Below are 24,218 nucleotides of genomic sequence, written 5' to 3'. Positions count from 1 at the left end.
GCCGGGCACGTTTCTTTCCGGGCGCTTAGATGGCCTCGTTCTCGTAGGTGATCGCGGCGCCGATCTGGTCGCCAGCGGCCCAGGTCCACGGCAGCGCGTGAGAGAGCACCTTGTCGAGGGCGATCATTTCCAGCCCGGTACCGACGATGCGGCACACCCCGGCCTGTTGCGCCAGGGTCGACGGGTGCGACACCCAGAGCACGCCCAGCGCCTTGACGCCGAACGCGGGCGGGCGAGGCAGGGACAGGCGGTAGATGCCGCTGCCGACCGAGATGCCGGAGCTTCCCCACACGATCGTGTACTCGGCCGTGAGGAGGCTTCCAGCCATCCGGTAGCGGCCCGTAAGGCTCGCCCCGGCGCCCAGGTTCGGGCTGGTCGGTGTCGCGGTCAGGGTCGGCGTGAAGGGCTTCCACGTCGCATAGGCGGACGTGACGTAGGTGCCGAGGCGGGTCACTTCGTCGGTGAGGTTGTTGATGAACTCGGGGTCGGCGACCTGGCCGACGAACTGCTCGGGGAAGGTGGTCACGGTTGCCCCCATGAGTGGATGCCCCAACGCCCCTCGCCCCATCGCAGGATCTGAGGGGCGCGGCGGGCGGCGATAGTCTGGGTGTATCCCCGGTCGTCGAGCTGGTCGCGGATCGCAGTGAGCCAGTACTCGCCGTCGAGGGCGATGCCGTCACGGTCGATGAGGCGCACCAGGTCGCCGAGCTGTAGCCGGGGGTCGCCGATGATCGACAGCCCCGTCACGGCCAGGTGCGGCACGGCGAGATCAGCCACGAGCGCGGCGGCGAGCTGGTCGGCGGCCTCGCGCCTCTGCACCCATTGGTTGCCGGGCGCGTCGAACGGCTGCGGCCCGAACGTGGCGACCGAGTCGTCGTCGCGGGCGCGCACGCTGACAGCCCGGTCGATGCGCGGGCCACGGCCAGACACGGCCATCGTGGGCGCGCTGTAGGTGTTGGCGGTGTACGCGGGCCACGGGTTGTTGTTGATGATGGTGAACTTGAACGAGCCCACGTCCCAGTACGTGACGTTGATGATGAAGCCGGTCCCGTCGATCGGGCTCGTTCCATCGGGGTTGCGCGCCAGGCTCACTCGGGTACCGCCGGTCATCGGTCCACCAACAGCCACCAGACCAGATGTGCGAACCTCGGCGAGTGGCCGGTCGGGTGATACCCACAGGTCCAACCGGCCGTTGGCGGGCACGGTGTACAGGTCGCGGGTGTTCCACATCCAACCGGCGACGACGTCCATGACGACCGGTGTGTAACTGGCGCTGATGATGTTGCGGACCCGGTCGACCGAGGTGTCGCCGTCGAGATCGGTGATCGAGGTTTGCGCGGTGAGGGTCCGCTTGACGGTCCCTGCGCCGGGGAGCTGCAAGCGGCCCCGGGTCTGGTAGCGGAATACGCCCAGCTCGTCGAAGGACACGATTGCCTGCTCGGCGGCGGCAATCTCCTTGATGAGTCCCCACGCCTCCCGGGCGCCTCGCTCGGTCACGGCGTCCAGTTCCAACGTCGACTTGTCGAGGATCGCGGCGGGCGTGAACGGTAGTTCGTTGAGCCACGGCGCGTTAGTGGGCAGGTCGGTGGTGACTTGCAGATCGGCGAACGGGGCGTAGGCCAACATGGTGTTGACGCCGGGGTAGACGGCGGTGTTCGGGGTCGCGGCGGTCGTGACGGTGACGACCGGTTGCGCGTCGACCTTGAACCGAACCACGTCAGTCGTGAAGTCGATGTCGATGCCGAGGAAGTGCCACCCCGACCCGGGGATGGTGGGGCCGATCGCGTCGGCGACGACCACGACCGGCGCGTCGGTGGTGGTGCGGGTGTACCGCAGGCGGCGCTGTGTGTCGACGCCGACGAACACGTTTGCTGGTAGCCCGTGGTCGCCGGTCGGCGGGCCGCTGTCGATGAGCGTGAAGCCCATCGGCTGAACCGGTGTGTGGACCCAGAATGGCGACTTGTACCAGAACTCAAGGCGGTACCGGCCGAACCCGGTCACGTGCCCGTCGGCGTCGCGGTCGCCCTTGTACCGCACCAAGCCACTGATCGAGTCACTCGACGTGTCGTCGAAGTACGACAGGGCCGGCGCCAGGTAGAACGGGCCGGTGCCGTAGCTGTTCTCCAGACTCGAATACGGGCCGGACGTCCGGCGGCGCGTGAGGGCGATGTCGCCGGACACGGCAGGCTGCGGCGAACCGTGCCCGGTCATCCACAGACGGGTGGTGCCATCGGTGCGGGCCGGGGGCGACGGCGGCACGTCGGCGGCGTGCAGGACGTACGACAGCAACCACGACGCGTTAAGCCCTACCGCCGGGGCCATGACCCCGGGGAGCTGCACCACTTCGCGGAAGCGTTCGCGGTAGTCGAGGGCGGCGAGGCGGGCCGAACGTCCGCGCGCCGATACCGACAGACTGCGGGTGCGGCCGGTGAAGCGCCGTACGTACTGCGGGCCGGCGGCGGTATCGAACCCGACGTCGGCGAAGATCTCGCGGCCGAGGGGCTCTTTCCCTGCGAGCGGCCCGTCGTAGTTGGTGCGGCTGAACCACCATGCGGCGTGCGTGGCCTCGCTGGACGGATCACCGGTCGTGAGGTCTGCGGACAGCGCTGCGGCGGCGGTCCCCTCGACGAACGACACTTCGTCGGGTAGTTCCCCGGCGAGCGCCCGGTCGATGGTCACGGCGCCGGTCTGTGCCGACACGTCGTCGAGGCTGTCGTCGCCGCCGTGTCCGTTGGCGTCCCAGTCCACCGACAGGCGGACGCGGGGCCGGCGCTGCGGCGCCTCGATGGCGGCGGCCAGCTCGGGCGAGACGGGGATCACGCGCCCACCTCCAGAAACGTTGCGGTGCAGTCGATCGCGTCGGACCACCGGTAGGTCTGGGTCAGCTCGACCAGGGACACGAGCGGGACGCCCCGGCCCGGCAGCCAGCCGGCGCGGGCGGCGCCCAGGTCGGCGCGCAGCGCGTCGACGTACAGGACTGTCGGCGCGGTGACCGACGCCGGGGCCACGTCGAGGGACAGGTACGCCAGCGCGGCGGCGGCCGGCGGCGTCGCGGTCACGGTGACCGTCCGCCAGCCGGGGCCAGCGACGACCGGGGTACCGGACGGCGCCCCGGGTAGCGCGTGGTCCTGGGCGTCGCCCCACCCGATCGACATGGAAACGGTGACCGGGGCGGCGGCGCGGATCTGCGCCGACCACGTGAGCGGCACCCCCGGCACGACGGGCAACCCGGATAGGTTGTGCTGCACCCACACGACGAGGTTGTCGTCGCCGACGGGGTTGGTGGCCAGCGACCAGGCCAGCGACCGGAACCCGGTAGCGGCGTAGTCGGTGCTCGACGCCATCACGGCCGGTCCGCCGAACCCGTCGGTGTTGCCGAGCATGTCCGTGCCGCTGGCCTGCTGCGGAGTTAGGTAGTTCCATGCGGCGTCCGTCGGCAGCATCAGCCACGGACCCGGCCCCCACGCGCCGCTGTAGAACGCTTCCAGTGCGGCGTACTCGTCGTCGGTGAGCGCCTCCCACGACAGCGTGTACGTGCGCCGCCCGGGGCCGGCGAAGTCGACAGCGCGCCCACCGCTCAGGGTCACGTGTTCGCCGTGCGGGCGGGCAAGGGTGGCGCCCAGGCCCGGCGCCGGGTCCGGAAGTGCGACCAGGGCGCCGAGCTGACCGAGGTACAACGGCACGTGCCTACCCCCGTCGGTTGAGTGAGCGGTCGCCCGCCCGGACGTGCCGGGCGAACGTCTCGGGATCGCGGGACACGGCGGTCGTGACGGCGTCGATGACCGGGCCGTCGCCGATCCGCAGCACGGCGGACACATTGACGACCGGCTCGACCGGGCCACCCGTCGCCCCGGCGGCGCCCAGCCCGTAGGCCGGTGCCGACGGCGCGTTCAGCACGCCCCGCATGGCGCCGACCGCATCGGGGCCGGCGCCCTCGACGCCCTCGACGAACCCGGCGACGGTGAAGCGGCCCAGCTCGGCGAACACACGCGACGGGCTGTTGATCCCTAGCGCGTCCTTGGCGCCCTTGATGACCTTGCCGACGGCCTTCTTGGCGGCCTCAACCGCCGAGGCGATCATCGACGTTATGCCGTCAATCATCCCGTTCATAATGTTTTGACCGATGTTCTTGGCCTCGGTCACGGCGCCCGACAGTGCCGTCTTGACCTTGCCGGGCAGCGACGACAGCACCGCCCAGGCCCGGTCGGGCAGCGACGCCAGGAACCCGACGAGCGCGGTCACGCCGTCGGCGGCGAGCTGGCGACCCTTGACGAACAGGTCGCCGACCAGCTCGACGGCACGGTCGCGCAGACTCAGCACCCAGCCGACGGCGGCCGTCACGCCAGCTTGGAACAGCGCGACGGCTTGCGCCCACAGTTGGGACGCGCCCGCCGACGCCCGGTCGGGCAGCGACGAGAAGTACGCGACTACGGCGTCGATGCCTTGCGACACAAGGGTTTGCGCCCCGGTGAACAGCGACACGAGCGCGGCCCAGATCTTGCCGGGCATCTCGGTCACGAACCGGATAGCCAGGCCCAGCCCGTAGCCGATCGCGTAGAGGAACTTCGACGCGGCGTCGGTCGCCAGGGTCAGCAGCAGCCCCGGCAACGCGGCCAGTCCAGCACCGATGCGCCCCGGGAGCGCGGCGAACCACGCGGCGGCGGACGTGACGACGCCCAGCGCCCAAACGCCGAGCTGCGCGGCCAGGCCACCGACGGCGGCCAGTGCCCGGCCCGGTAGTCCAGTCAGCCACGCGAGCGCGTCGGCGGCGCCCTGCACGATGCTCGACCAGATTTTCGACCAGTCGAGTTTCTTGATCCACTCGGTCAGCAGGCGCCAGCCCTGGGCACCCTTGTCGGCGGCCCCGGCCAGCCACACCAAGCCCTTAGCCAGCGCCTCGACGACCGGCACGAGCACCTTGGCCGCCATGAACTCATGCAGCGGCGTAAGCAGCGTCAGAATCGACGTCGCGGCGGCCAGCACCAAGACGATGATCTTCCCGGCGGCCAGCAGCAGCGGCCCCAGCAGGGGCAACAGTGCCTTGACCGTCGGCATCAGGTCGGCGACGAGCGCGGCGATCAGCGGCCCCAGCTCGGCGCCGATCTCGGCCAGGACGTCGACGAGCCCGGACGAACCGAGGGCATCGACGATGGCCGTGACCAGCGGTTCGAGGCTAGAAAGGGCCGTGCCCAGTACCCCGGCCAGTACGCCCGCGATCTTGCCGACCAGTGGCAGCAGGGGGGCGGCGGCCTTGACGATGCCGCCGAGCGCGGACGCCAGGGGCAGCAGCGCCGGACCGAGGGCAGCGAGCCCGGTCGACAGCCCGGACGCCAGGGCGTCGAGCGCTCCACTGTCGACGATCGACTTGACGATGCCGACGATGGCGGTAGCGGCGGCCTGTAGCCCGGGGCCGAGCAGCCCGGCGACCTTGAGCAGCGCCGGGGCGAGCACCGACCCGAACCCAGCGGCCAGGGTCTGAACGATCGGCAACAGGGTCCGGATGACGCCCGACGCCGACGAGAAGAAGTCGATCAGCGCGGACTGTCCGGCGCCCGCCGACAGGAACTGATTAACCGACAACAGGATCTGTTGCAGGTTGCCGAGCAGCCCCCCGCCCGATGCCTGGGCGGCGGAGAACACGGCGGCGAAGATGCCGCCGACCTGAACGAGAATGCCGCCGATCTGGCGGAGCGTCGTGCCGACCTGGGCGACGAACGCGGCGAGCTGGCCGGACTCGGCGGCGGCGTTGACGAACTCGGCGGCCTGGCGGGCGGCCTCGGCGAGCCCGGCGCCAACCTTGCCGATCGCGGGAGCGAAGGCGCCGACGATGTTGCCGACGGCCTGCATGATCGGGATGGCGGCGTTACCCCACCCGCGTACCCCGACCGTCGCGGCGTCCAGCGCGGCGGAGATACCCCGGATGAACTCCGGTGTCTGGGCGCCAATGGCCAGGTTGCCGAAGACGACGCCGAACTCGACGCCGATGCTGGCCAGGTGCCGAGACAGCAGCGGCAGCCAGGTCCGCACGAGACCCTGAATCTCAACGGACAGCGGCCCGAAAACGGCCTCCTGCACGCCGACCTTGAGGGCGTCGAGCGCCGGGCGGGCGCGCAGCAGCTCGCCCACGAACGCCCGCGCGGACGGCGCCAGCTTGGCGAGCGCCTCGGGGTCGCCCGACATGGCGTCGCCGATCCCGGAGAAAGCCAACTTGAGGGTTGCGACGGCGGCGGCCCCGGCGACGGCCAGGGCAGGAATCGCGCCGAGTGCCCCGGCGGCCGGGGCGAGCGCGGCGACCAGGTGCACGGCCTGGGTAGCCATCCCGGCGAGCGCGGCGACGCCGACGGCCAGCTTGCCGCCCTGGGCGAGGATGCCCAGCGCCCCGGCGGCCTTGCCCGACAGGGCGCGCATCAGGGACACGAACCGCTTGCCGTCAACCTCGACGGGAATCTTGACCTTGGCGACGCGCTCGGCCTCGGCGGCGGCGGCCTTGGCGCCGACCACGATGTCTGTCGTGTCGATGTCGGTGCGCAGGTTGACGCGCTTGTACGAGCTGGCCAGCTCGATTGCCTTGTTGATCTCGCGGCCGAGCTGCTGCGGGTCGACGGTCGCGTTGATCGTGAGCCGCTCGCGCGCCTCGACCCGGCGCAGATACCGATCTAGGGCCTTAGCGAAGTCGCTGGTGTTGGGCAGCACCCGAACGAAGACGCGGGCCGCCTCCACGCCTCCGGGCTTTTTGCCGGCCACGCGTACCCCCGGAGGTGTCGGGGGCGACGTAGCCCGTTAGGCGGTGGGGCGTGCCCCGGGGAGATCAGCGACCCGCACGACACGGCGAGCGGGGCGGGAACCGGGGCGCGGCAACGGATGCGGCACGCGGACCCGCTTGCGGGAGTTGACCTGAATGACGGCGTGCGTCGTGGCCTGGGTGGCGTCGACGATGGAGGCGAGCAGGTGCTCGGCCACACCCCACCCGTCGTGCTCGGCCCCGCGCAGCGCGACGGCCAGGCGGGACGTGAGCGGTAGCCCGGCGATCAGCACGGCCAGGCGGCGCAGCGACAGCCGCCCCGACCACAGGTCGGTTAGCGCCGCCGACGGCGCGAGGTCTGACTCGATCGGCCCCGCGTGCTCGCAGAGGAGGCGCGCGAGGCCACAGATTCCCCCGGCCCCACGCCCAGCGCCCCGAAGTACTCGCCGATCAACTCGCCGATCTCGGTGCCGCTGAACGGCGCGGTGTCGAACCGGTCGCGGTCGCCCGGCGGTAGAGCCGACCTGAGCATGTCCTCGGCGACGGCGCTGATCTCGATTGCCTCGCCGGGCGCGATCCGGGAGTCGGCGCGGCCGGCGAGGCGGTCGGCCAGGGCGGCGTACCGGCGCAGCGCTGCGGGGCGTACGTCGATGGCGCCGAAGCGCCAGGTGTGCCCGTGCATCTGGCGCACGAGCAGCGGGTCGCCCGGCTTGCGGGTCGCCTCGGATGCGGCGGCGTCAAGGTTGTCGTTCATCGCAGACCTTCCACTGTGCAGTTGTGCAGACCTGTACGGGGTGAAGCCCCGGGGGCGGGCGGGTCTGCGGCGGCACCCGCCCCCAGGGGGTCGGAATCACGTTCCGTGAGGGGAACGTCGCCCGCGGACGTGTGTTCTACGGTCCGGCGGGGGTGCCGAGGTTCGGGGCGAGCCACTGCATGAGGTGTGCGGCGGCGGCGTGGTCGAGTACCTCGGCCTCAAGCTGGAACCCGGCGAAGTCCTCGGGCGACGCGGTCACCTCTCCGGCGGCGGTGATGGCGCACTTGGCGACGTAGAGGTCGACCTCTTTGCTCGCGTCTACGAGCCGGATGAAGAGGGCGCGCTCGACGGGAACCGGCGACTTGATGACGCCGAAGACACCCGGGCCGCTGATGTCGCCGCCGCCGAAGTACTGGGCAAGCGAGATGTTGTCGAGCTGGAGCGCGGTCCAACCCAGGGTCAGCGACACGTCGTCGACGGACACCCGGACACCAGCGCGAGCGCGCCAGGTCTTGCGCTTCGTCTTGGAGATGTCGAAATTGATCTTGAGCCCGTCCTCGGAACTGTGCCCGTTGTCGACCCAGGGCACGGCCGGGTTGAGCGGGTTGGCGGGCTTGGTGGTCCCGACCGGGGCGTCGTATACGTAGCCGATTCCGGGGATCACGAGGGCGTCGTCGGAAAGCGCCATGGGGCGCTCACCTCCTTAAGAGGAAAGCGCCAGGGGCGCGGAACGGGAGAACTAGCGGGTGGTGAGCTGCACGGTCGCGGTAGCGCGGTGCAGGTGTTCGGGGGCGCCCGGGTCGGGCACGAGCGTCGGGCCGGCGAGGGGCACGGCGCGCACGATGTGTCCCTCGGGGAGGGTGACGGCGCGGGCGGCGTCCAGCTCGGCCAGGACGCGGCGCAGCAGCGCGCGGGCGTCGGCTCGGGCGGGTCCGGCCCATGCCTGTAGGTGGATGGCGGGCCGGTCGATAAGGGTGCCGCCGCGCCAGCTCGGCGCCGCGCCGCCGCCGCCGATCCGCTCGACGGTCACCAGCGGCACCCGGGCGGCGATGTCTGCGGGCCGCACGGTGGCGAAGCGGACGGCGGCCAGGGCGGGGCGGGCGCGCAGGTACGCCAGGGCGAGTAGCTCGGCGTCGGGGACCATCAGGGGCCACCCCCGGCGACGTCGGCGGCGGCACCGCCCAGGGCGTGAATCCCGGGCACGTGGTTGCCGGTCTTGGCGTCGGTGTGGCCTAGCTCGATGTGCGCGCCCGCCGGGTCGTTGGACTCGACGCGGGTGTCGGTGCGGCCCCTCCGGTTGATCTTGAGGGACTTGGCGAAGCGTCCGCTGTCGGAGTGTGCGGCGGCGCGGACCTTGGCGGCGGCGAGGATCTCCTCGGCGACCGCGCGCACGGCGGCCTTGACTGCCTTGTCGCGGGCCAGGCGCCGCATCGCGTTGGGAACGGGGCGGGGCATCAGGTCACCTCGCTCGTCGTAGGCGTATCCGCCAGTAGGCGACGGTCTGCTCGGGGTCACCGTGCCAGGTGGGCGGGCCGAGCAGCTCGTACCGCTCGCCCAGGTACTCGGCGACGGCCCAGGCGTCGAGGCGGTCGGCGCTGCCGTCGACGTACGCGACGAGCTGCTCGGCGCTGGCCTGCCCGTCCTCGGCGGCGCGGTCGGCGCGGTCGGCTTGGACGAACGAGGCCAGGTCGACGGCGACCGTGCCGGGGCGGCGGATGGGGTTGCCGTCGGGGTCGAGCTGCTCGACGGAGACGAACACGGTGAGGGTGTGCGGGAGGATCACGGCCAGGTCTCCCAAGGGATCAGGTCGCCGCCGTACCCGTCGCCCTTCCACAGGCGGGAGTCGGTGACGTCGACGTCGCGGACGGTCGGGACCGAGACGACGCCCCCGGTGCCGGTGACGGAGGCGGCGACCATGCGCCGCTCGGCCTCGGTGAGGTACACCCCGCCCGACTCGGTCTGGCCGAACCGGCGCGTGTACTCCCCGACCGTCTCGGCGGACAACCCTTGCGGGTTGCGCAGTTCGCGCACGGTCGCGGCGAGGGTGACCACGTCGAGTACCTCGGGCCGGTGGGGGTCGAGGGTGCCGTCGGGGGCGACCCAGGCGCGGCCGGTGGCCTGGCGGACCTCGGCCGAGATGTCGTCGAGCAGCGCGGCGGCCCGCGCCCGCTGCGGGCCGTTGAGGGTGCGGGCGAGCCGGGCCTCGACGGCGGCGATCACAGCGAACGCGGGCAGGGACACGGCGCCCCCTTAGACCAACGTGAGCTTGACGGCGCGCACGAAGTCCGGCGCGGTACCGGCGTCCGGGCCGTCCGGTCCGTCCGCGACGATGTTGGTGCCGGTGAACACCGACACGACGCTCCGGTCGCGCAGGTACGCGGCGTCGTAGTCCCTCAGCCAGCGCATCGCCAGGGACGCGTACGACTCGCTGCGGCCGAAAGTCGCGCCGTCGGGAACGGACGGGGCGCGCATGCCCAGGACGTAGGCGGTTCGGTGGAACGCGTAGCCCTGCCCCGGCGGGATGGCGTTGCTGGCGTAGATGTCGAACCCGCGCAGGCGGCCGAGCTTGGCCTCGGTGAGCACGTCGTCGCTGCCGGCCTCGTTGACGCGCTTGAGCCCGTCGGCCTTGAGAAACAGCGACTCCATGTCGGCGCCCAGCACGACGAACCGGTCGGCAAAGGGAACGTTCTGCTTGTTGAGCGCGGCGCGGGCGTCCACGAGGGTGTTCTCGGGCTTGAGCGCGTCGACGACGAGGGACGTGGCGTAGGTGGCGCCGGTCATCTCGGCGGCGACCTGGTCCTCGATGTCCTCGGCGATGGCCCGAACCTGTGGCATCAGGATCTGGGCGCCGAAGTCGGTGATGTCCATCGACAGCTCTTCGTCGGTCACGCTCGCGGCGTGGTAGACGTGCGTGTCGAGGCTGACGTCGATCTTCGTCTCGGCCAGGTCGTCGGTAGTGATGGCCGTGCTGCGGTCGCGCAGCGCCATCCGGCGGGCCTTGGCGCGGGCCGGTACGCGGATGCTGACGGTGTCGTTGAACGCGCCGTCGTAGTTGCCGGCGGCGTCGCGCCAGATCAGCGACGGGAGAACGATTTCACGCTGAAGCAGCCCGAGGGCGGCGGCAGCGATGACGGTGGGCTTGAGGAACGTGTTAGCCACGGCGGTACCTCCGAAGAGTCAAGGGGTGCCCGGCCCGCCGTGGCGGTGGGACCGAACGGGGACGGCTAGAACGGGCGGCGGGCGCGAACGGCGGCGGCGAGCTTGGCGGGGTCGGTCTCCTCGACCGGGCCGCCCGTCGGATCGGACCCGGCGCGTACCTCGACCGGGCGGCGGGCGACCGGCGGCGCTGCCGGGGTCGCGGGCGCGGCGCCCAGGCGGGCGGCGAGCAGCTCGGCGCGGGCGGCGATCTCGGCCTCGGTGCCGGTGCCCAGCAGCGACACGAGGTCGTCGTCGAGTCCGTGCTTACGGGCGAGCCGTTCGCGGGCCAGCTCGGCGCGCAGCGCGGCGAGATCGGCCTCGACCGTCGCCGCCGCCGGAACAGCGGGTGCGGCGGCCGGAGCAGCCGGGGCCGCCGGGGGGACCGGGGTGACCGGGGCGGGTGTCTTGGCCTTGGTCAGGTCGGCGCGTAGACCCTCGATCAGCGCCCAGGCGCGGCCCGGATCGAAGGGGGTGCCGTCGCGCTCCCAGGGCGCCACAGCGGGCGCGGGGGCGGTCGGGGTGGTTGGCTCCTGGCCGGTGGGTTCTGTGGTCACGGTGGCCCTCCTGGGGCAGAGTGCGGGCATGGAAAAGCCCCGGGCCGCATGGCTTCCGGGGCTGGGTGGTGCTGGGGTCAGGCGTCGTAGTCGACGACGCCCGGGGCGTGCGGCCGGCGGAGGAGGTACTCGGCCACCCAGTGCCGGGCCAGGATGCGGGCGCGGCCGTCGCCGGTCACGGAGTACGGGCACGCCTTGAGCGGCAGCCCGCGCAGCGCGGCGAACCGGGCGGCCCGCATGGCGGCGAGCAGCTCGACGCGCGTCGGCCCGGACACGGGCGGGGTCGGCTCGGTCATAGTCCGAAGTCCCTCCCGTTGCCCTGGGCGCGCGTCTTGGCGGCGGCGGCGACGTCGGCGTCGCGGTTCAAGAGTGCCGCCTTGAACTCTGTGAACGTCTGGCGGGGTGACTGTTCGTCCCAGAACCGTTTCAGGTCCTCGCTCGCGTACTTGCGGGCGCGGGCCGAGGTGCCGGAGAACAGCGACAGCGGGTCGACGGCGGCGGCCGGGCCTTCCTTCGACAGCAGGTGTCCCCGGGCGAAGTCCTCGGCGGCGAGGTACTGCACGCCGAGCCACTCGTCGTAGAGACGCCGTACGGTCTGCTCCCGGGTCTCCCCGGTGATGCGCTGGGCGTCGACGGCGGCGGCCCGTTCCTGGCGGTCCAGCTCGGCGGGGTCGAGGTTGTACGCCTCGGCGTACGCCTCCCGGTAGTCCCAGCCCCGGGCGAGCAGCGCGTCGAGGTGCTGCTCGGGGTCGTGGTGGTCGTAGTCGAGCCACGGGTCGGCGGCCTGGGCGTCGGCGTCGCGGCGGGCCAGCTCGTCGCCGATCCGGCCGACCACGTCGAGGTTCCCGGCGTGCTCGTCGTACAGGTCGAACAGTTCCCCGTCGAGCAGCTCGTCGAGCGCAACCCCGTCGAGGGGGTCGAGCTGCTCGACGGCCTGGTCGCCGATTCCCTCGCGGCGGTCCATCTCCGACAAGATCTGTTCGAGGTACGCCTCGTCGGGGGTGGCGGTGTTGGTCGCGCGGCTGAACTCCTCGGCGAGCTGCTCGTCGTCGAGGTGCGCGAGCTGCTCGTCGGACATCGGCGCGGGCGCGGCCGGCTCGTCGAACAGGTCGTCGGGGGCGCGGTCGGGTTGCGGGGCGTCGGCGGCGAGGTTCGGCTCGGCCGGGGCCGGTTGCGCAACCGGGTCCGCCGGAGCGGCGGCGCGCTGTTCCTTGATGGCCTGGCGGAACGCGTTGAGCGGGTCACTACTGCCGGCGGCAACGTCTTTCCAGAGCTGCTCGAACTGGCGGCCGTTGCCGGGCCAGGGCTCGTCGAGCGAGTAGATCGGCACCGGTTGGCAGGCACACCCGTCGTGGTACTCCTTGCCCTCCCGGTCGCCCTCGACGGCGAGCGTGGCGGCGCGCTTCGTCTTGTAGACGGGGCCGCGCGAGAGCAGCATCGCGCAGAACGCGCAGGGGCTACCGTCACTGACCCGCGCCCAGGCCAGGGCTACCGGGTCGGCGGCCACGGCGGTGTGGATCAGGTCGCGTCCGCCGTCGAGGACGTGCCGGGACGCCGCCCCGGTCGCGCGAACCGAGGCGATGCGGGCGGCCTCGTCGACGGGGCGGCCGTCGCGGGACAGGCGGCGGATGGTGGCCGGTCCGGTGACCAGCAGGGAGGTACGCACGGCGTCGAGATCGGGGTCGACGGGTTGCGCAACCGGCCCCGGGGCCGCCCCGGTCGGGAGCGAGGCGGCCCGTAACCGGTGGTAGTAGTCGGCGGCGACGGTCGCGGATTGGTGCCGGTGCTCGGCGACCAGCGGGACCGTCAGGCGCAGCCAGCGCGGCGCGGTCGCCGCAACCTGGCGCGCGTCCAGTACCGGCCAGGTGTCGAGGAACGCTGAGGTGAAGCGGGCGCGTACGCCGAGCTGGGCCAGGCGGTGTCGCTCAGTGAGCGCCGCCCGGTCCGCCAGTGTTGCCGCCATCGTTGACCCCCGCCGTTGTCCGGGCCTGCCGGTCGAGGGAGTCAGCCAGGGCGGCCATGGGGTCGCCGTCGCGGCGCAACGTCTTCCACTCGTCGACCTCGGTCTGTGTGACACCGGGGATGCGCGACCAGAGCGCCTCGGGCGGGATGCCGAGCATGGTCGCGGCCTTGCCCAGCGCGTCGACGATCTGCGCCAGGGACCGGGCTTCCATGTCGCGCCAGCGCACCTCGGCGGCCGTCTCGGCGGCGCCCTCGGCGTCCCCGGCGATCGACGCGGCGAGCTGTAGCGTCTGCTCCCACGACTCGCCGTACACGTGCTCGTGCTCGATCCGCTTCCTCGACTGTCCGTCGCGTGCTTGCGCGATGGCGTCGGCGGACAGGTTCACGAGCTGGCCGAGCAGGTCCGTCGACGGGGTCTGGGACACCACGGCCATGTGCCGCATCGCGGCATCCCCTGACTCCAGCAGCGGGCCGAGGGCGGTCTCGTCGAGCTGCCCGAACCGGGTGTCGGGGTCGGCGGCCATCAGCAACCGGCGCGCGTCGACCGGCAACGGTTTCGCGTTGCCCTGGGCGTCGACTTCCGGCGCCATGCCGGTCGCGTACCGGATTTTGAAGCTGGAGAACGATTGTGCGACGAGCAGGTCGAACACGGTTTGGTTGACCCGGTCCTGTAGGTCGATCAGCGGCTCGACCTGTCCGCGTACCCGGCCCTCAAGGTCGGGCACGTCGGGGAACGCCACGACCGGGCACAGCGGGGCGCCGTGCGGGCGGGCGTCGAGGTACTCGGGCCGGTCGCCGTTGTGGTCGACGGTGAGGCGGTAGACGTGCGAGTCGTCGTACACCCGCAGGCGCCACACCTTGCCGGTACGGTCGGGGTCCACCCGCAGCACGTACAGCGGCCAGTCGTCCTCGCCGGGGTTCTCGTACGCGGCGATCATCCGCCGGGGCGACACGCCCCGAATGACGGGCATCGCCGTACCGGTCAGCGGGTCGGCGCCGAGCGTGGTCACCGTGTAGGACGTTCCGTAGGACAGCGACGCCCGATGGATGGCCGTCTGCCTGGCGTCCAGCTTGTTCGCCTGCCAGTACTTCCAGCCGCCGCCCGGGGTGCCGTCGCTGCGGGTGTACCCGCCCAGGTACAGGGCTTGGGCCATGCCGTCGACGACCAGCGGGAGCAGGTTCGTGCGGGCGCGGCGGGCCAGTAGCCGGTACTCGCGGGATGCGGCTTTCGGCGTGTAGGGCGGGGCGTGGTCGCCCTTGAGGTACCGGTCGATCAGGTCGAGGCGTTCCAGCTCGGCCCGGTACTGCGGCAGCAGCTCGGCGGCCAGGGCGACGACTTCGGCGGGGTTGAGCACGAGCACCCCCGGGGCTAGAACGACCAGACTTGGCCGGTGCGGTTGCTGCGGCGCTTGAGCAGGGAGCCGGAGGCGATCAGTTCGCGGCGGGCCAGGCGGGCGCCGACGGCACACACGGCCAGGTCGACGCGCCGGTCGGAGCTTCTGTTTTCCTTGCCCAGGCTCACGCCGTACCGGTTGGTGCGGCGCCGGGCGTTGAGGACGTGTCGGCGTAGCCGGGGGTCGCCGTCGTGGCTGAGGGCGCGGTCGCCCAGGTCGACGACCAGGCGCTCGGCGGCGGCAGTGAAGTCGCGCGTCTTGGTGCGCATGTCCCAGGCGACCGCGTGCGCGTTGCGCCCGGTCGTGGCGGGGATGAGCAGCGCGTCGCCGAACTGCTCGGCCCACTCGTCGACGGACTGCTCGAACTCCCGCACGTCCGACCAGAACGCGGCCACGTCCCAGCGGGCGAAAGCCTTACGCACGGCCAGGTGTACGGCGTCACGGGAGACCTGCCAGTCGTCCCCGGCGGGGCCGGCGGGGCGTTCCCAGCAGTCGACTACGAAGACGTGCCCGTCCTCGACGCAGCACCCGACGAGCCCGGAGGCGTCGCCGCTCTTGCTGCCGTCGAAGAACATGACGATGGTCTCGCCGTCGGCGACTTGGCGGCCCGGGTTGGCGCAGGCGTCCCACTCTTGGGCGGTGACCCAGCCGTCGTGCGCCGAGGTGATCTGGTTGAGGTAGAACCGGCGCGACACGCTGGGCGAGGTGCGCGGGTCGTAGATCTCTTCCATGAGCCGCTCGACGTCGAGCCAGTCGGAGTCGCCCCGGGCGGCGATCAGCCCGGCGCGCAGCGACTCGGGGTCGGCCATGTCCACATCTGCCGGTGCCTCGATCGAGTCGTACAGCAGCCCCGTCGCGCGGGAGCTCCCGGCGGCGATCTGTAGCCAGGCATCCCAGTCGCGCTCGGCGTCGGAATCCTCGCCGGGCTGATGGCTGTTGGTGATGGCCAGCGCCCGCGCCGCACCGTCCCGGCCCTTGGCCAGGTTCCGGGCGATAACCTCGCTCATCTCGTCGCCGCCGTTGGAGGCGATCCAGTGATGATTTTCGTTCTTGATCACCATGCTCGCGCGGCCACCCTCAAGGGCACGCGGGGACGAGGTGACGGCTTCGATTCGTCCGCCCCGGCGCGAGTGGATGACTTCCTTGCCGAGGTCGATGCCGTGCTCGTGTATCGCCCGGTCGGAGAACAGCCCCGGGAACAACGTCATGGTGTTCTTGGTCTGGGTGAGGTTGACGGCGGCGCACTGCACCCAGGCGGCCGAGTGCGGCACCACGATCGGCGTACCGTCCTCGCGCCAGCCCCCGAACCGGCACGGGCCGACGAATTCGAGCGCGGCGACGCACGCCGCAATGGGGTCCTTCCCCCAACCCTTCATCCGGCGAAGAACCGCGTACCGGTACAGGAACCGGCCCCGGTCGTCGACGGCGTAGAGCCAGACCAGAAACCGGGCCTGTTCCGGGGTGAAGCGCCAGGCGCGGCCGACGTTGGGGCCGTCGGGCTGGAGCAGGTAGGCGGCGGTCCACGCGAGCATGTCCCAGCCGAGGGAGTACCGAGGCAGACCCACGGGGCCGATGCGCACGGGAGCGAGGGACAGCGGCAGCCGGTTACCCGGCGCCGAGGGCGCGGCGGTAGTCATCGAGCGCCGTCACCCCCGCCAGGTCGGCCCCGTCGTCGGGGGCGCGCTCGATCTCCATGCGGACCCGGCGGCGCGCGGCCTCGGTGGTCAGTAGGTCGCCCATCGCCGACCAGACGGCGGCGAGCAGTTGCGCCGAAACGCGGGGGGCGTTGAGGTGCCGGGTCAGGTCGAACGCGAGCAGCCGAGCGGCCTGCCAGTCGGACGGCTCGAAGTACAGCGCCTGTCCGGACTCGGCCAGGGAGGCGTACCAGGCGGCGGCCAGCTCGTGCGCGGGGAAGCCCAGCGGCGGCGCGGCGACCGGCTCGGCCGGCGGCGTGACGGTGGTGACCGGCTCGGCGGCGTTGCGGCGGCGGCGCTGGTCGCTGCGCTTGGGGATCGGGCCTCGGGTTGCCGGCATCGAGCACCCCCGATATTTAGGCGACCTGCCCCGCGGGTGACGGTGCGATTACGGAACGTGTTGTCACGGGCATGGAAACCCGTACCGGACCAGGAAAGCTATGACTGTCCGGTGATGCTTTTAGCCCTCCGGGGGGTCATCCCCCAGGGGTAGGGGCTCGTCGACGACCGTCGGCGGCTTGGGTGCCTTGGGCTTGCCGGTGGGCTTGCGTGCGGGCCGCTCGTCCTCGACCAGCTCGGCCATGTCGCGCGCGATGAGGAACTCGGCGCTTGCCCGGTCGTAGGTGACGCGCTCGCCCCGCTGGTGCTGACCGACCCGGCGGAGGATGGTCACGGTGATCGTGTCGCTCATGGTCTGATCTCTCCGGGGTGTCGCTCGGGTGGGCGGCGGCGGGGCGGGCGCGCGAGGTACGCGGCGAGCGCACCCTCGCGGGCACTCTTCTTGGCGTGGTGCCAGGTGCACAGCGCGGCGAGGTTGTGGTCGCGGTGGTCGTCGCCGGGGCGGATGTGGTCTACCTCGTCGGCGGCGGCGTCACAGCGCTCGTCGAACTGGGTGACGGCCGTACAACGCCAGCCGTCACGGGCGAGGATGCGGGCGCGGCGGGCAGGCCAGTCACGCGGTAGCCGCTGGCGCCGGTCCGACCCGGCCCAACGGCCGGTCACGCTGCCCGAACCGAGACGCGCGGCCCCACCTTGGGGGTGAGCGTGGCCGAGACGTTCGCGGGCGGGCTGGTGCCGACCCCGGCCTGTGCGTACCCGGACGCGGTGCCGGTGCCGACCGGTACAACGTCGGTGTGTACGAGCGGGTGCCAGGTCGCGGCGCCACGGACGCCCGGGGCCGCGCCGATCGGCAGCAGGCCGAACCACCAGACGCCCGGCGTGAACGTGAACGTGCCCGGCGGGGTCCACAGTTTGGCGCCGTTGCTGCTCGCGTCGACGACGCCGAGGTCGAGCACCTGGGCGCCGGGCTGGAGCGTGGCCGTCGCGCCGTAGATCAGCAGGCGCAGCGACGCGCCGACGGCGGACGGGTTGACCTCGGCCGAGAGCTGGTCGGCGACGAACGTCGAGCCGACGACGAACGGGGTGAGCAGCAGCTCGCCTAGCGTCAACGTCGCGGCGGCGACGGAACCAACCGGCGGCACCACAGCCCAGCGCCCGACGACGGGCCGCTGTGCCAGGGTGAGTGCGGGCAGGCGGGCGCGGTCGACGGTGCCGGAGACGAGCGCGGCGGCGTCGTGGTCGTGCGCGGCCAGGGCGTACCCGGCGTGCGTGTGCACGAGGGCGGCGTACCGCTCGTCGTGCAGGTGCGCCAGCAGCGAGTACCGGTCGTCGTGCAGGTGACCGGCGGCGGCGTACCCGGTGTGGGTGTGCGCCAGCGTGGCGTACCTGGCGTCGTACCGGGCGTCGTGGTCGTGCGCCAGCATCGCGTACCGGGCGTCGTGGTCGTGGCCGGTGAGCGCGTACCCGGTGTGGGTGTGCGCCAGCGCCGAGTACCGCAGGTCGTACCGGCCGTCGTGGTCGTGCACGAGGGCGGCGTACCGGGCGTCGTGCAGGTGGTCGAGCATCGCGTACCGGGCGTCGTGCAGGTGCGCCAGCGCCGCGTACCGGCTGTCGTGGTCGTGGCCGGTGAGCGCGTAGGCGGCGTGGGCGTGCACGAGGGCGGCGTACCGCTCGTCGTGCTCGTGCGCCAGGGCCGAGTACCGGTCGTCGTGCAGATGCGCCAGGGCGGCGTACCGCCCGGAGAGGTCGACGGCGCCGACCATCCCGTCGACGCTGGCAACGGCGCCGCCGCCGCCGATCGGTACGAGCGGATCGGGCGGAGGCGGGGCGACGGCCAGGACGTCGAGCAGCGTGTACGGGCCGCCCGGCGGCACGATGATCGTGTGTCGGTAGGTGCCGCTGTCGGTGTACTCCGTCAGCCGGTAGTGCGTGTTCGTGGGCCGAATCGTGGCGTTGGGGGTGAGGTCGAGGGACCAGGCGCCCAGCTCGTCGGCGACGGCGCGGGCGCGGTGGATGACCGTGCCGCCCGGGGTGTACCCGGCGGCGGCGGGCGGGCCGGCGACCAGCTCGGCGAGCACGGTCACGGCGGCGGGCTTGCCGTCGGGGGTGTGGCTGGTGTTGGTCACCACCGCCATGTCTCCCCGCCTCCTGCCGTCGCTGACGGCCTACGAAGGTGGGTTGTGTGTGTTGCCCGGTGCGGCGGGGCAGGGAGACACGGCGGATACGACGAAGCCCCGGAGCGCGAAGGCATCCGGGGCTGTCGTAGACACACTCGTGGTGCGCCGCTAGAAGCGTGACACGTCGCGGCCAGTGGATCAACGTGTCAGTGGTTACGGAAACCCTTACTACGCAGGGCTTTTACCTCGTCGAGGTCGTAGGCGGCGCGCTGGGCGGTGCCGTGCCGGGTCAACTTCCCCCGGCGGGCGTACTGGCGCACCGTCGCCGGGTCCACGCCCAGCGCCAGGGCGGCGACCGCAGTGGGCACCAGGGTCACGCGACCGCCCGGAACTTGAGGTACGTGCCCAGGTCGAGCCACCGGTCAGGCTGCCAGGTGTGCGACTGCTCGGCGTCGCACGTGATCGCCGACGGGCGGGTGTCGTCGACGTCGCGGAGCAGCGCCCAGAGCTGGCCGGGGCAGTCGTCCATAACGCACGTGCTCACCAGAGACCGGCGGGTGGTGTCCGGGTCGAGGACGCGGTCGGCGCGGCGCACCAGGTCGGCCAGCTCGTCGCACCAGTCCCCGGCGGCCGGGTGCGCGGCCAGCCAGTCGAGGTGACCGTCGAGGAACTGCGCGAGGCTGGCGACGGTGCCCAGCCCCAAAGGGACGAGTCCGCGCTCGTCGACGACGAGGGACGCCCAGGCGGCCAGTACGCCGAGGATGTCGGCGCGGACGTCGGCGACGCCCAGGTCGAGCGGGAGCCCCGGCGTCGTCGAGCCGCCGACCTTCTCGAACGTCCCCGTGGTCCGGGCGAGCATCGTCTCGCACTCGGCGTACAGGGACGGCACGGCGGCGAGCAGCTCGGCCGTGCGGTCGCGGCACACCCAGCAGGTACGCAGGCCGTCGGCGGCCGGGCGCGGGTCGACGTCGGACTTGTCGGGGGTGCGGCGGCAGCGCGGGGAGGTGCACAGGGTCGCGGCGAGGGTCTTCACTGGGTTACCTCCGGGGTGATGGGGTCGCCGTAGCCGGCGGAGCGGAGCAGGGTCACGAGGTCGGACAGGCGCAGCACGGCGGGCCAGTCGGCGACGGTCGCCGGTCCCATGCCGTCGGGGCGCACGAGCAGCAGGGGCAACCCGACGCCGTGCCCGACGGCCTGGCGCAACCAGCCGACGAGGTTCAAGTCGCGGCGGGCCTTGACTTCCCACAGCAACCCGGGGGTGCCGAGGATGTCGGCGCCCTGGCGCCCGGCCCCGGTGTCGGTGGCGTACGGCCAGCCGGTCGAGGCGAGATAGGCGGCGGCGACGCGCTGGGATTCCATCCCGCGCCGCTTTCGATGAGGACTGGTCACGTGCGGTCTCCTTAGTACGGCGGGACGTGCTCGACGGGGACGGCGGCCCAGTGGGTCGGCATCCCGGGGCGGGGGTCGGTGCGCTGGATCTGGCCGGCGTCGTCGAGGCGGCGTACGGCCGTGGTGACGTCCTCGGCCGGAAGCGTCAGGGCGACCGCGATACGCCAGATCAGGTCGGGGCCGGCGGCGAGCAGGTGCTCGCGTACCCGGGTCGCCGTCGCGCTGATGTGCGGCACCTGGCGCGGGGCCGGCGGCGGATCGGGCGGGGCGAGCTGGGCGGCGGGGATCGGCTCGCCGCAACGGTGGTCCACGACGACCGGCCCGCGTAGGGATCGGACGCGCAGGGCGTCGCGGCGGACCAGCTCGCCTTGCTTGACGGTGTAGGTGGCCCGGCCCTGCACCACGGCCGTCAACTCCCCGGCGGGGGCGACCGGGTGCGGGTCGACGTGAGCGGGGACGCCCTCGGCGATGCCGGTGAGAACCAGGGTCCGGCAGCGCGGACACTGCCCGGCGAGTACGCGGGTGGAGATGAGGTGATCGGACACGGCAACCCCTTCGGGAGGTGCGTGCCGGACAGTGCCCGTATTTCTCGGGGTCATTGTTCCCCTGTTCCTGTGTGAATCCCAATCACAGAAAAGAACGGTCACTATCCGGCACTCGGCTAGGTTGAGCTGCGAAAACACCAGTGCCAACGGGCCGAAATATCGGGCACGGAGCGGGCACTAGAACGGGCACTATCGGGGGTTGCGGGCTACCGGTCGGCCCAGTGCCGGTGCTCAGTGCCCGATCCAGTGCCCGACTCAGTGCCCGAGTCGAGCAGCGTGACGCCCAGGTAGAACCGGCGCCCGTTCGATCGGGTCGACCCGATGCCGAACCGGCTACGCAGCTCACGGCCGAACATCTGCGAACTGATGGGCCGCTCGCCCTCCTCGGCACACCAGGACTCGTAGGCGCCCCGTACGTCGGCGGTGGAAGTCCGCACGAGGTCGCCGCCGCCGACGAGTAGCCGGTCGTCGGCGAAGCGTGCGAGCGCGTCCTCTTCGGCGGCGTAGTCGGCGGTCGCCGCGCGAACCGATGCCGGGTCGCGCATCCCACCAGACAGAGCGTCGACAGCCCCGGCGACGATCCACGCGAGGATGCCCGGCCCCTCGGTGTCGACGAGCCGGTCGGCGAGCCCCTCCTCGCGCTTGTCCTCCGGGACGGTGCGCGTGAACGGGATCAACCGCAGCCGACGCCAGAACGACGCCCCGCCCGCCCGTACGGTCGGCTGGTGGTTGCCCATCAACCAGAGCGTGTGCGACGGGACGAACTCGAAGTGATCCTTGTGCAGGAACCGGGCCGTCAGCTCGTCGCCGCCCGTGAGCAGCTTGATCCGGGCCTCGTCGAACCGGTCGGACTGGTTGACTTCGGAGCAGATGACGAACCTCAAGCCGGCCAGGCGGGCGACTTCCGTCTCGTGCTGGTGAACCCCCGACATGAGGAACCCCGCCGGGGCCGAACCGGCGTACGTCCCCAACAGCCGCTTGACGACATCGAGGAACACCGACTTTCCGTTGCCGCCGGACCCGAACAAGAACGGCAACACGTGGTGCGTGACGCGCCCGGTGGCGGAGTAGCCGACGAGGCGGCGCACGTAGCCGGCGAGGTCGGGGTCGTCGCCGAACGTGTCGGCGAGGAACTGCGACCATCGGGGCGTCGGGTGCCGGGCGTCGGGGGTGACGGACGCGGACCGGGTGTGCAGCTCGGCCGGGGCAGACGGGCGGACGATCCCGGTACGGAGGTCGACGATCCCGCCGGGCGTGCACAGGGCGTGCGGGTTGGCGTCGAGCAGCGCCGCCGGGGCGACGACGCGCCGGTCGGTGCGGGCGAGTGCGACCATGGCCTCGATCGCCGACCGGCCCAGGGAACGACTCCGGTGCTTGCGGGCCGAGTCGTCCTCGGCGGGCATGGCCCGGATGATGCTGCGGGCGTGCTCGACGACGCCACCGGCCTCATCCCACGCCCAGCGCCCACCGTCCCAGGTAAGCCACTTACCGCGCTCGGGGACGTAGCGCGTGGTCTCCCCGATCGTGTCCACCAGTAACATCGCGTTCCCGTCGTCGGAGTAGCTGACCGGCAGCGACGCCGCCGGCAGGGGGTTGGGGTCCGGCAGCGGACGGACGGCGGTGCCGTCGACAACGGCCAGGTGCCGAGGCTGCGCGGCCAGCGCCGGGGCGGCCGGCGCTGGCGTCGGGGCGCGCTGGGCGGGGACGACGCCCCGGGTGCCTCGGACGGCGGCGAGCACGGCGGCCGGTAGCGCCAGGGCGACCGGGGACGCCCCGGCGGTCCCAGCGGCGGCGGCGGCTAGGTCGCGGGCGGCGGCCTGCTCGTCGCCCCGGTGGTGCAGGTGCGCGAACGTGCGGCCCATCGTGAGTCGCTGCCCCGGGCCACTGGGCAACCCGGCGGCGTCGGAGTGCACGACCAGCGACGGCACCCCGTTGTGTCCGGCGCGGGCGGAGTACTCCGAGGCGGAGTCGCCGGGGCGTTTCCACAGCTCGGCGCCGTCGCGCTCGCGGGCGACGAGCGACCAGCCGGCGGGGCCGAGGATGTCTGACCAGGTGGCGTGTTCGGCCAGGGCGTCGAACGGGCCGAGCGTGCCGCCGGGTGCCCGGAACCGGGCGGACAGGTCACGGGCGCGGGGCGGCGCCGGGGCGACGATCGGGCGGACCGGGGCGGGCAGCTCGATCGCGTCGGCGGCGGCGTACAGGTCGGCCAGCTCGAACGCGGTGCCGTCGGCCTCGACGATCCGGCACGGCCGGTCGGTGTCCGTCTTGCGGTTCGTGCTCCCCGGGATGCGCAGCACCCGCGCCAGGTCCCCGACCCCGGTGCCGTAGTTCCAGCCGAGCCGGGTCGCCGACGCGCCGATGATGTGTTGCCACCGTTGCGACAGCGCCGACAGCCGGTCGAGGTCCCCGTCGACGACGTGCGCGGCGGACAGGTACCAGATGGGGTAGAGACCCCCGCCACTGTGGACCCACAGCGACGGATCGGGGAGCCCCGACGTGGTGATGATGGACCGGGCGGCCGTTTCGTTCGGCGGCAACGGCAGGGCGTCGGCGGCGACCTTGTGCCCGGGGCCGGCGATGTCGAGATCGGCCCACAGTGCCGGAAGGGATGCGGACAGGTCGGCGCCGCCGCGCTCGCCCCGACCGGGCGGGCGGGTGACGGTGGTCATGCGGGCGTACACGCCGGGGCGGCCCTCGGCGTCGAGCTGGGCGGCGTAGGCGGCGGCCTCGTCGAGCCGGTCGGGGCTGAACGTCTTGCCGGTCCACGCTCCGGTGCCGCAGACGTGCACCAGCCCCGGGGAGTCGCCGTGTAGCAGCTCTAGCCAGGCTTGTACTTCGTCGAGGGCGAACAACGCGCCTCCTCTCCTTAGTGGGGGCCGCCCCGTCGGCATGCAACGGCGACGGGACGGCCAGGCGGACGGCTAGGACTGCTGGGCGGCGAGCTGCTCGAACAGCGCCCGCTGTTCCGGGGCCATCTGGGCGAGCAGCGCCTCGGGGATCGCGCTCGGGGCCGGGGTCGCGGCCGGGGCGGGAACAGGCGCCGGGGCCGGCGGCGGGGTGCTCGCCGGGGTCGCGGCCTGGGCGGCGGTGAACTTCGGGTGCGCGGCGATCCACGCCTCGGCGCGGGCCAGGGCGGCGGGGTCCTCCAGTGCGCTCGCCAGCTCGTACGGCGGCTTGCCGGTGGCGCCGGGCTTGAGCGTGCCCTGAGTCATGCGGGCGAGCACGATCTCGCCGACCTGGCGTTTGAGGCTGCCGACGAGGCGACCGCCGAACCAGAGCACGTCGACGTGCTGGGCGCCCATCTCGCCGGTTCGCGGGTCGGGGGCGTCGAGGTCGATGACGTCCAACCTGACGGCGTCCTTCTCGCCGAAAGCGGTCGTGATCTTCTCGACGTACTCGACGGGGCGGACGATCAGCAGGTGGCCGAGTACGTCACGCTCGGGCAGCGTGTCGCCGCCAACGTGGGGCGCGGAAAACGAAGACATTCGGGGCTCTCCAAGGGTTTGAGGGAAAGGGTGGAGCGAGGCGGC

General features: G+C 72.4%; 27 protein-coding genes. All 27 read right to left on the bottom strand.

All coding sequences use genetic code 11. The features are described from left to right. Positions 1–25: 25 nt before the first annotated feature. The gene (locus tag AB0M43_RS33685; protein WP_363730400.1) at positions 26–526 is read right to left on the bottom strand and encodes a hypothetical protein; all 501 of its coding nucleotides are present in this window, start codon (positions 524–526) and stop codon (positions 26–28) included. Further along, entirely contained in the window at positions 523–2,820 is a 2,298-nt protein-coding gene (locus AB0M43_RS33680) for a hypothetical protein (protein ID WP_363730398.1), read from the bottom strand. The genes AB0M43_RS33685 and AB0M43_RS33680 overlap by 4 nt, the downstream gene beginning before the upstream one ends. Next, on the bottom strand, positions 2,817–3,683 hold the full coding sequence (locus AB0M43_RS33675) for a hypothetical protein (protein WP_363730397.1): 867 nt from the start codon (positions 3,681–3,683) through the stop codon (positions 2,817–2,819). The genes AB0M43_RS33680 and AB0M43_RS33675 overlap by 4 nt, the downstream gene beginning before the upstream one ends. A gap of 4 nt (positions 3,684–3,687) precedes the next feature. After that, positions 3,688–6,744 carry a hypothetical protein gene (locus AB0M43_RS33670; RefSeq protein WP_363730396.1) on the bottom strand — a complete coding sequence of 1,019 codons (3,057 nt, stop codon included), beginning with the start codon at positions 6,742–6,744 and terminating at the stop codon, positions 3,688–3,690. A 36-nt stretch (positions 6,745–6,780) separates the two neighbouring features. After that, positions 6,781–7,035, bottom strand: a complete 255-nt coding sequence (locus AB0M43_RS33665) for a hypothetical protein (RefSeq protein ID WP_363730393.1) — start codon at positions 7,033–7,035, stop codon at positions 6,781–6,783. A gap of 41 nt (positions 7,036–7,076) precedes the next feature. Then, the gene (locus AB0M43_RS33660; RefSeq protein ID WP_363730392.1) at positions 7,077–7,496 is read right to left on the bottom strand and encodes a hypothetical protein; all 420 of its coding nucleotides are present in this window, start codon (positions 7,494–7,496) and stop codon (positions 7,077–7,079) included. 136 nt (positions 7,497–7,632) lie between these two features. Then, a complete protein-coding gene (locus AB0M43_RS33655; protein WP_363730390.1) occupies positions 7,633–8,184 on the bottom strand; it encodes a hypothetical protein in 552 nt (183 codons plus the stop codon). A gap of 51 nt (positions 8,185–8,235) precedes the next feature. Next, positions 8,236–8,640: a hypothetical protein gene (locus AB0M43_RS33650; RefSeq protein ID WP_363730388.1), complete on the bottom strand. Its 405-nt coding sequence runs from the start codon at positions 8,638–8,640 to the stop codon at positions 8,236–8,238. After that, a complete protein-coding gene (locus AB0M43_RS33645; protein WP_363730386.1) occupies positions 8,640–8,951 on the bottom strand; it encodes a DUF5403 family protein in 312 nt (103 codons plus the stop codon). The genes AB0M43_RS33650 and AB0M43_RS33645 overlap by 1 nt, the downstream gene beginning before the upstream one ends. A gap of 4 nt (positions 8,952–8,955) precedes the next feature. Continuing rightward, entirely contained in the window at positions 8,956–9,279 is a 324-nt protein-coding gene (locus tag AB0M43_RS33640) for a hypothetical protein (protein ID WP_363730384.1), read from the bottom strand. Then, complete coding sequence (locus AB0M43_RS33635) at positions 9,276–9,737, bottom strand: hypothetical protein (RefSeq protein WP_363730382.1); 462 nt, start codon at positions 9,735–9,737, stop codon at positions 9,276–9,278. The genes AB0M43_RS33640 and AB0M43_RS33635 overlap by 4 nt, the downstream gene beginning before the upstream one ends. 9 nt (positions 9,738–9,746) lie before the next feature. Then, positions 9,747–10,655: a P22 phage major capsid protein family protein gene (locus AB0M43_RS33630; RefSeq protein WP_363730380.1), complete on the bottom strand. Its 909-nt coding sequence runs from the start codon at positions 10,653–10,655 to the stop codon at positions 9,747–9,749. Positions 10,656–10,720: 65 nt separating this feature from the next. Continuing rightward, positions 10,721–11,248, bottom strand: a complete 528-nt coding sequence (locus tag AB0M43_RS33625; RefSeq protein WP_363730377.1) for a hypothetical protein — start codon at positions 11,246–11,248, stop codon at positions 10,721–10,723. 77 nt (positions 11,249–11,325) lie between these two features. After that, positions 11,326–11,544, bottom strand: coding sequence for a hypothetical protein (locus AB0M43_RS33620; RefSeq protein ID WP_363730375.1), 219 nt, complete (start codon positions 11,542–11,544; stop codon positions 11,326–11,328). Continuing rightward, entirely contained in the window at positions 11,541–13,211 is a 1,671-nt protein-coding gene (locus tag AB0M43_RS33615) for a hypothetical protein (RefSeq protein WP_363730373.1), read from the bottom strand. The genes AB0M43_RS33620 and AB0M43_RS33615 overlap by 4 nt, the downstream gene beginning before the upstream one ends. Further along, positions 13,174–14,565 (bottom strand): phage portal protein, encoded by a 1,392-nt coding sequence (locus AB0M43_RS33610; protein ID WP_363730372.1) that lies wholly within the window; start codon positions 14,563–14,565, stop codon positions 13,174–13,176. Before AB0M43_RS33610 ends, AB0M43_RS33615 begins: the two co-directional genes overlap by 38 nt. Before the next feature lie 14 nt (positions 14,566–14,579). After that, positions 14,580–16,169 carry a terminase gene (locus AB0M43_RS33605; protein ID WP_363730369.1) on the bottom strand — a complete coding sequence of 530 codons (1,590 nt, stop codon included), beginning with the start codon at positions 16,167–16,169 and terminating at the stop codon, positions 14,580–14,582. Positions 16,170–16,209: 40 nt separating this feature from the next. Continuing rightward, positions 16,210–16,638 carry a hypothetical protein gene (locus AB0M43_RS33600; protein ID WP_363730367.1) on the bottom strand — a complete coding sequence of 143 codons (429 nt, stop codon included), beginning with the start codon at positions 16,636–16,638 and terminating at the stop codon, positions 16,210–16,212. 120 nt (positions 16,639–16,758) lie between these two features. Next, positions 16,759–16,989 carry a hypothetical protein gene (locus AB0M43_RS33595; RefSeq protein ID WP_363730364.1) on the bottom strand — a complete coding sequence of 77 codons (231 nt, stop codon included), beginning with the start codon at positions 16,987–16,989 and terminating at the stop codon, positions 16,759–16,761. Then, positions 16,986–17,300, bottom strand: a complete 315-nt coding sequence (locus AB0M43_RS33590) for an HNH endonuclease (protein ID WP_363730362.1) — start codon at positions 17,298–17,300, stop codon at positions 16,986–16,988. Before AB0M43_RS33590 ends, AB0M43_RS33595 begins: the two co-directional genes overlap by 4 nt. After that, positions 17,297–18,772, bottom strand: coding sequence for a hypothetical protein (locus tag AB0M43_RS33585; protein ID WP_363730360.1), 1,476 nt, complete (start codon positions 18,770–18,772; stop codon positions 17,297–17,299). The genes AB0M43_RS33590 and AB0M43_RS33585 overlap by 4 nt, the downstream gene beginning before the upstream one ends. Before the next feature lie 188 nt (positions 18,773–18,960). Further along, positions 18,961–19,131 carry a hypothetical protein gene (locus AB0M43_RS33580; RefSeq protein WP_363730357.1) on the bottom strand — a complete coding sequence of 57 codons (171 nt, stop codon included), beginning with the start codon at positions 19,129–19,131 and terminating at the stop codon, positions 18,961–18,963. Further along, entirely contained in the window at positions 19,128–19,787 is a 660-nt protein-coding gene (locus AB0M43_RS33575; RefSeq protein WP_363730355.1) for a hypothetical protein, read from the bottom strand. Before AB0M43_RS33575 ends, AB0M43_RS33580 begins: the two co-directional genes overlap by 4 nt. After that, a complete protein-coding gene (locus tag AB0M43_RS33570; RefSeq protein WP_363730352.1) occupies positions 19,784–20,113 on the bottom strand; it encodes a hypothetical protein in 330 nt (109 codons plus the stop codon). Before AB0M43_RS33570 ends, AB0M43_RS33575 begins: the two co-directional genes overlap by 4 nt. Before the next feature lie 41 nt (positions 20,114–20,154). Continuing rightward, positions 20,155–20,688 carry a hypothetical protein gene (locus tag AB0M43_RS33565; protein WP_363730349.1) on the bottom strand — a complete coding sequence of 178 codons (534 nt, stop codon included), beginning with the start codon at positions 20,686–20,688 and terminating at the stop codon, positions 20,155–20,157. A gap of 206 nt (positions 20,689–20,894) precedes the next feature. After that, entirely contained in the window at positions 20,895–23,540 is a 2,646-nt protein-coding gene (locus AB0M43_RS33560; protein WP_363730347.1) for a phage/plasmid primase, P4 family, read from the bottom strand. A 69-nt stretch (positions 23,541–23,609) separates the two neighbouring features. After that, positions 23,610–24,173 carry a hypothetical protein gene (locus AB0M43_RS33555; protein ID WP_363730346.1) on the bottom strand — a complete coding sequence of 188 codons (564 nt, stop codon included), beginning with the start codon at positions 24,171–24,173 and terminating at the stop codon, positions 23,610–23,612. Positions 24,174–24,218 lie beyond the last annotated feature (45 nt).

It is taken from the genome of Longispora sp. NPDC051575, assembly GCF_040681875.1.
GTDB lineage: Bacteria > Actinomycetota > Actinomycetes > Mycobacteriales > Micromonosporaceae > Longispora.
This window is presented reverse-complemented; position numbering and strand designations above follow the sequence as displayed.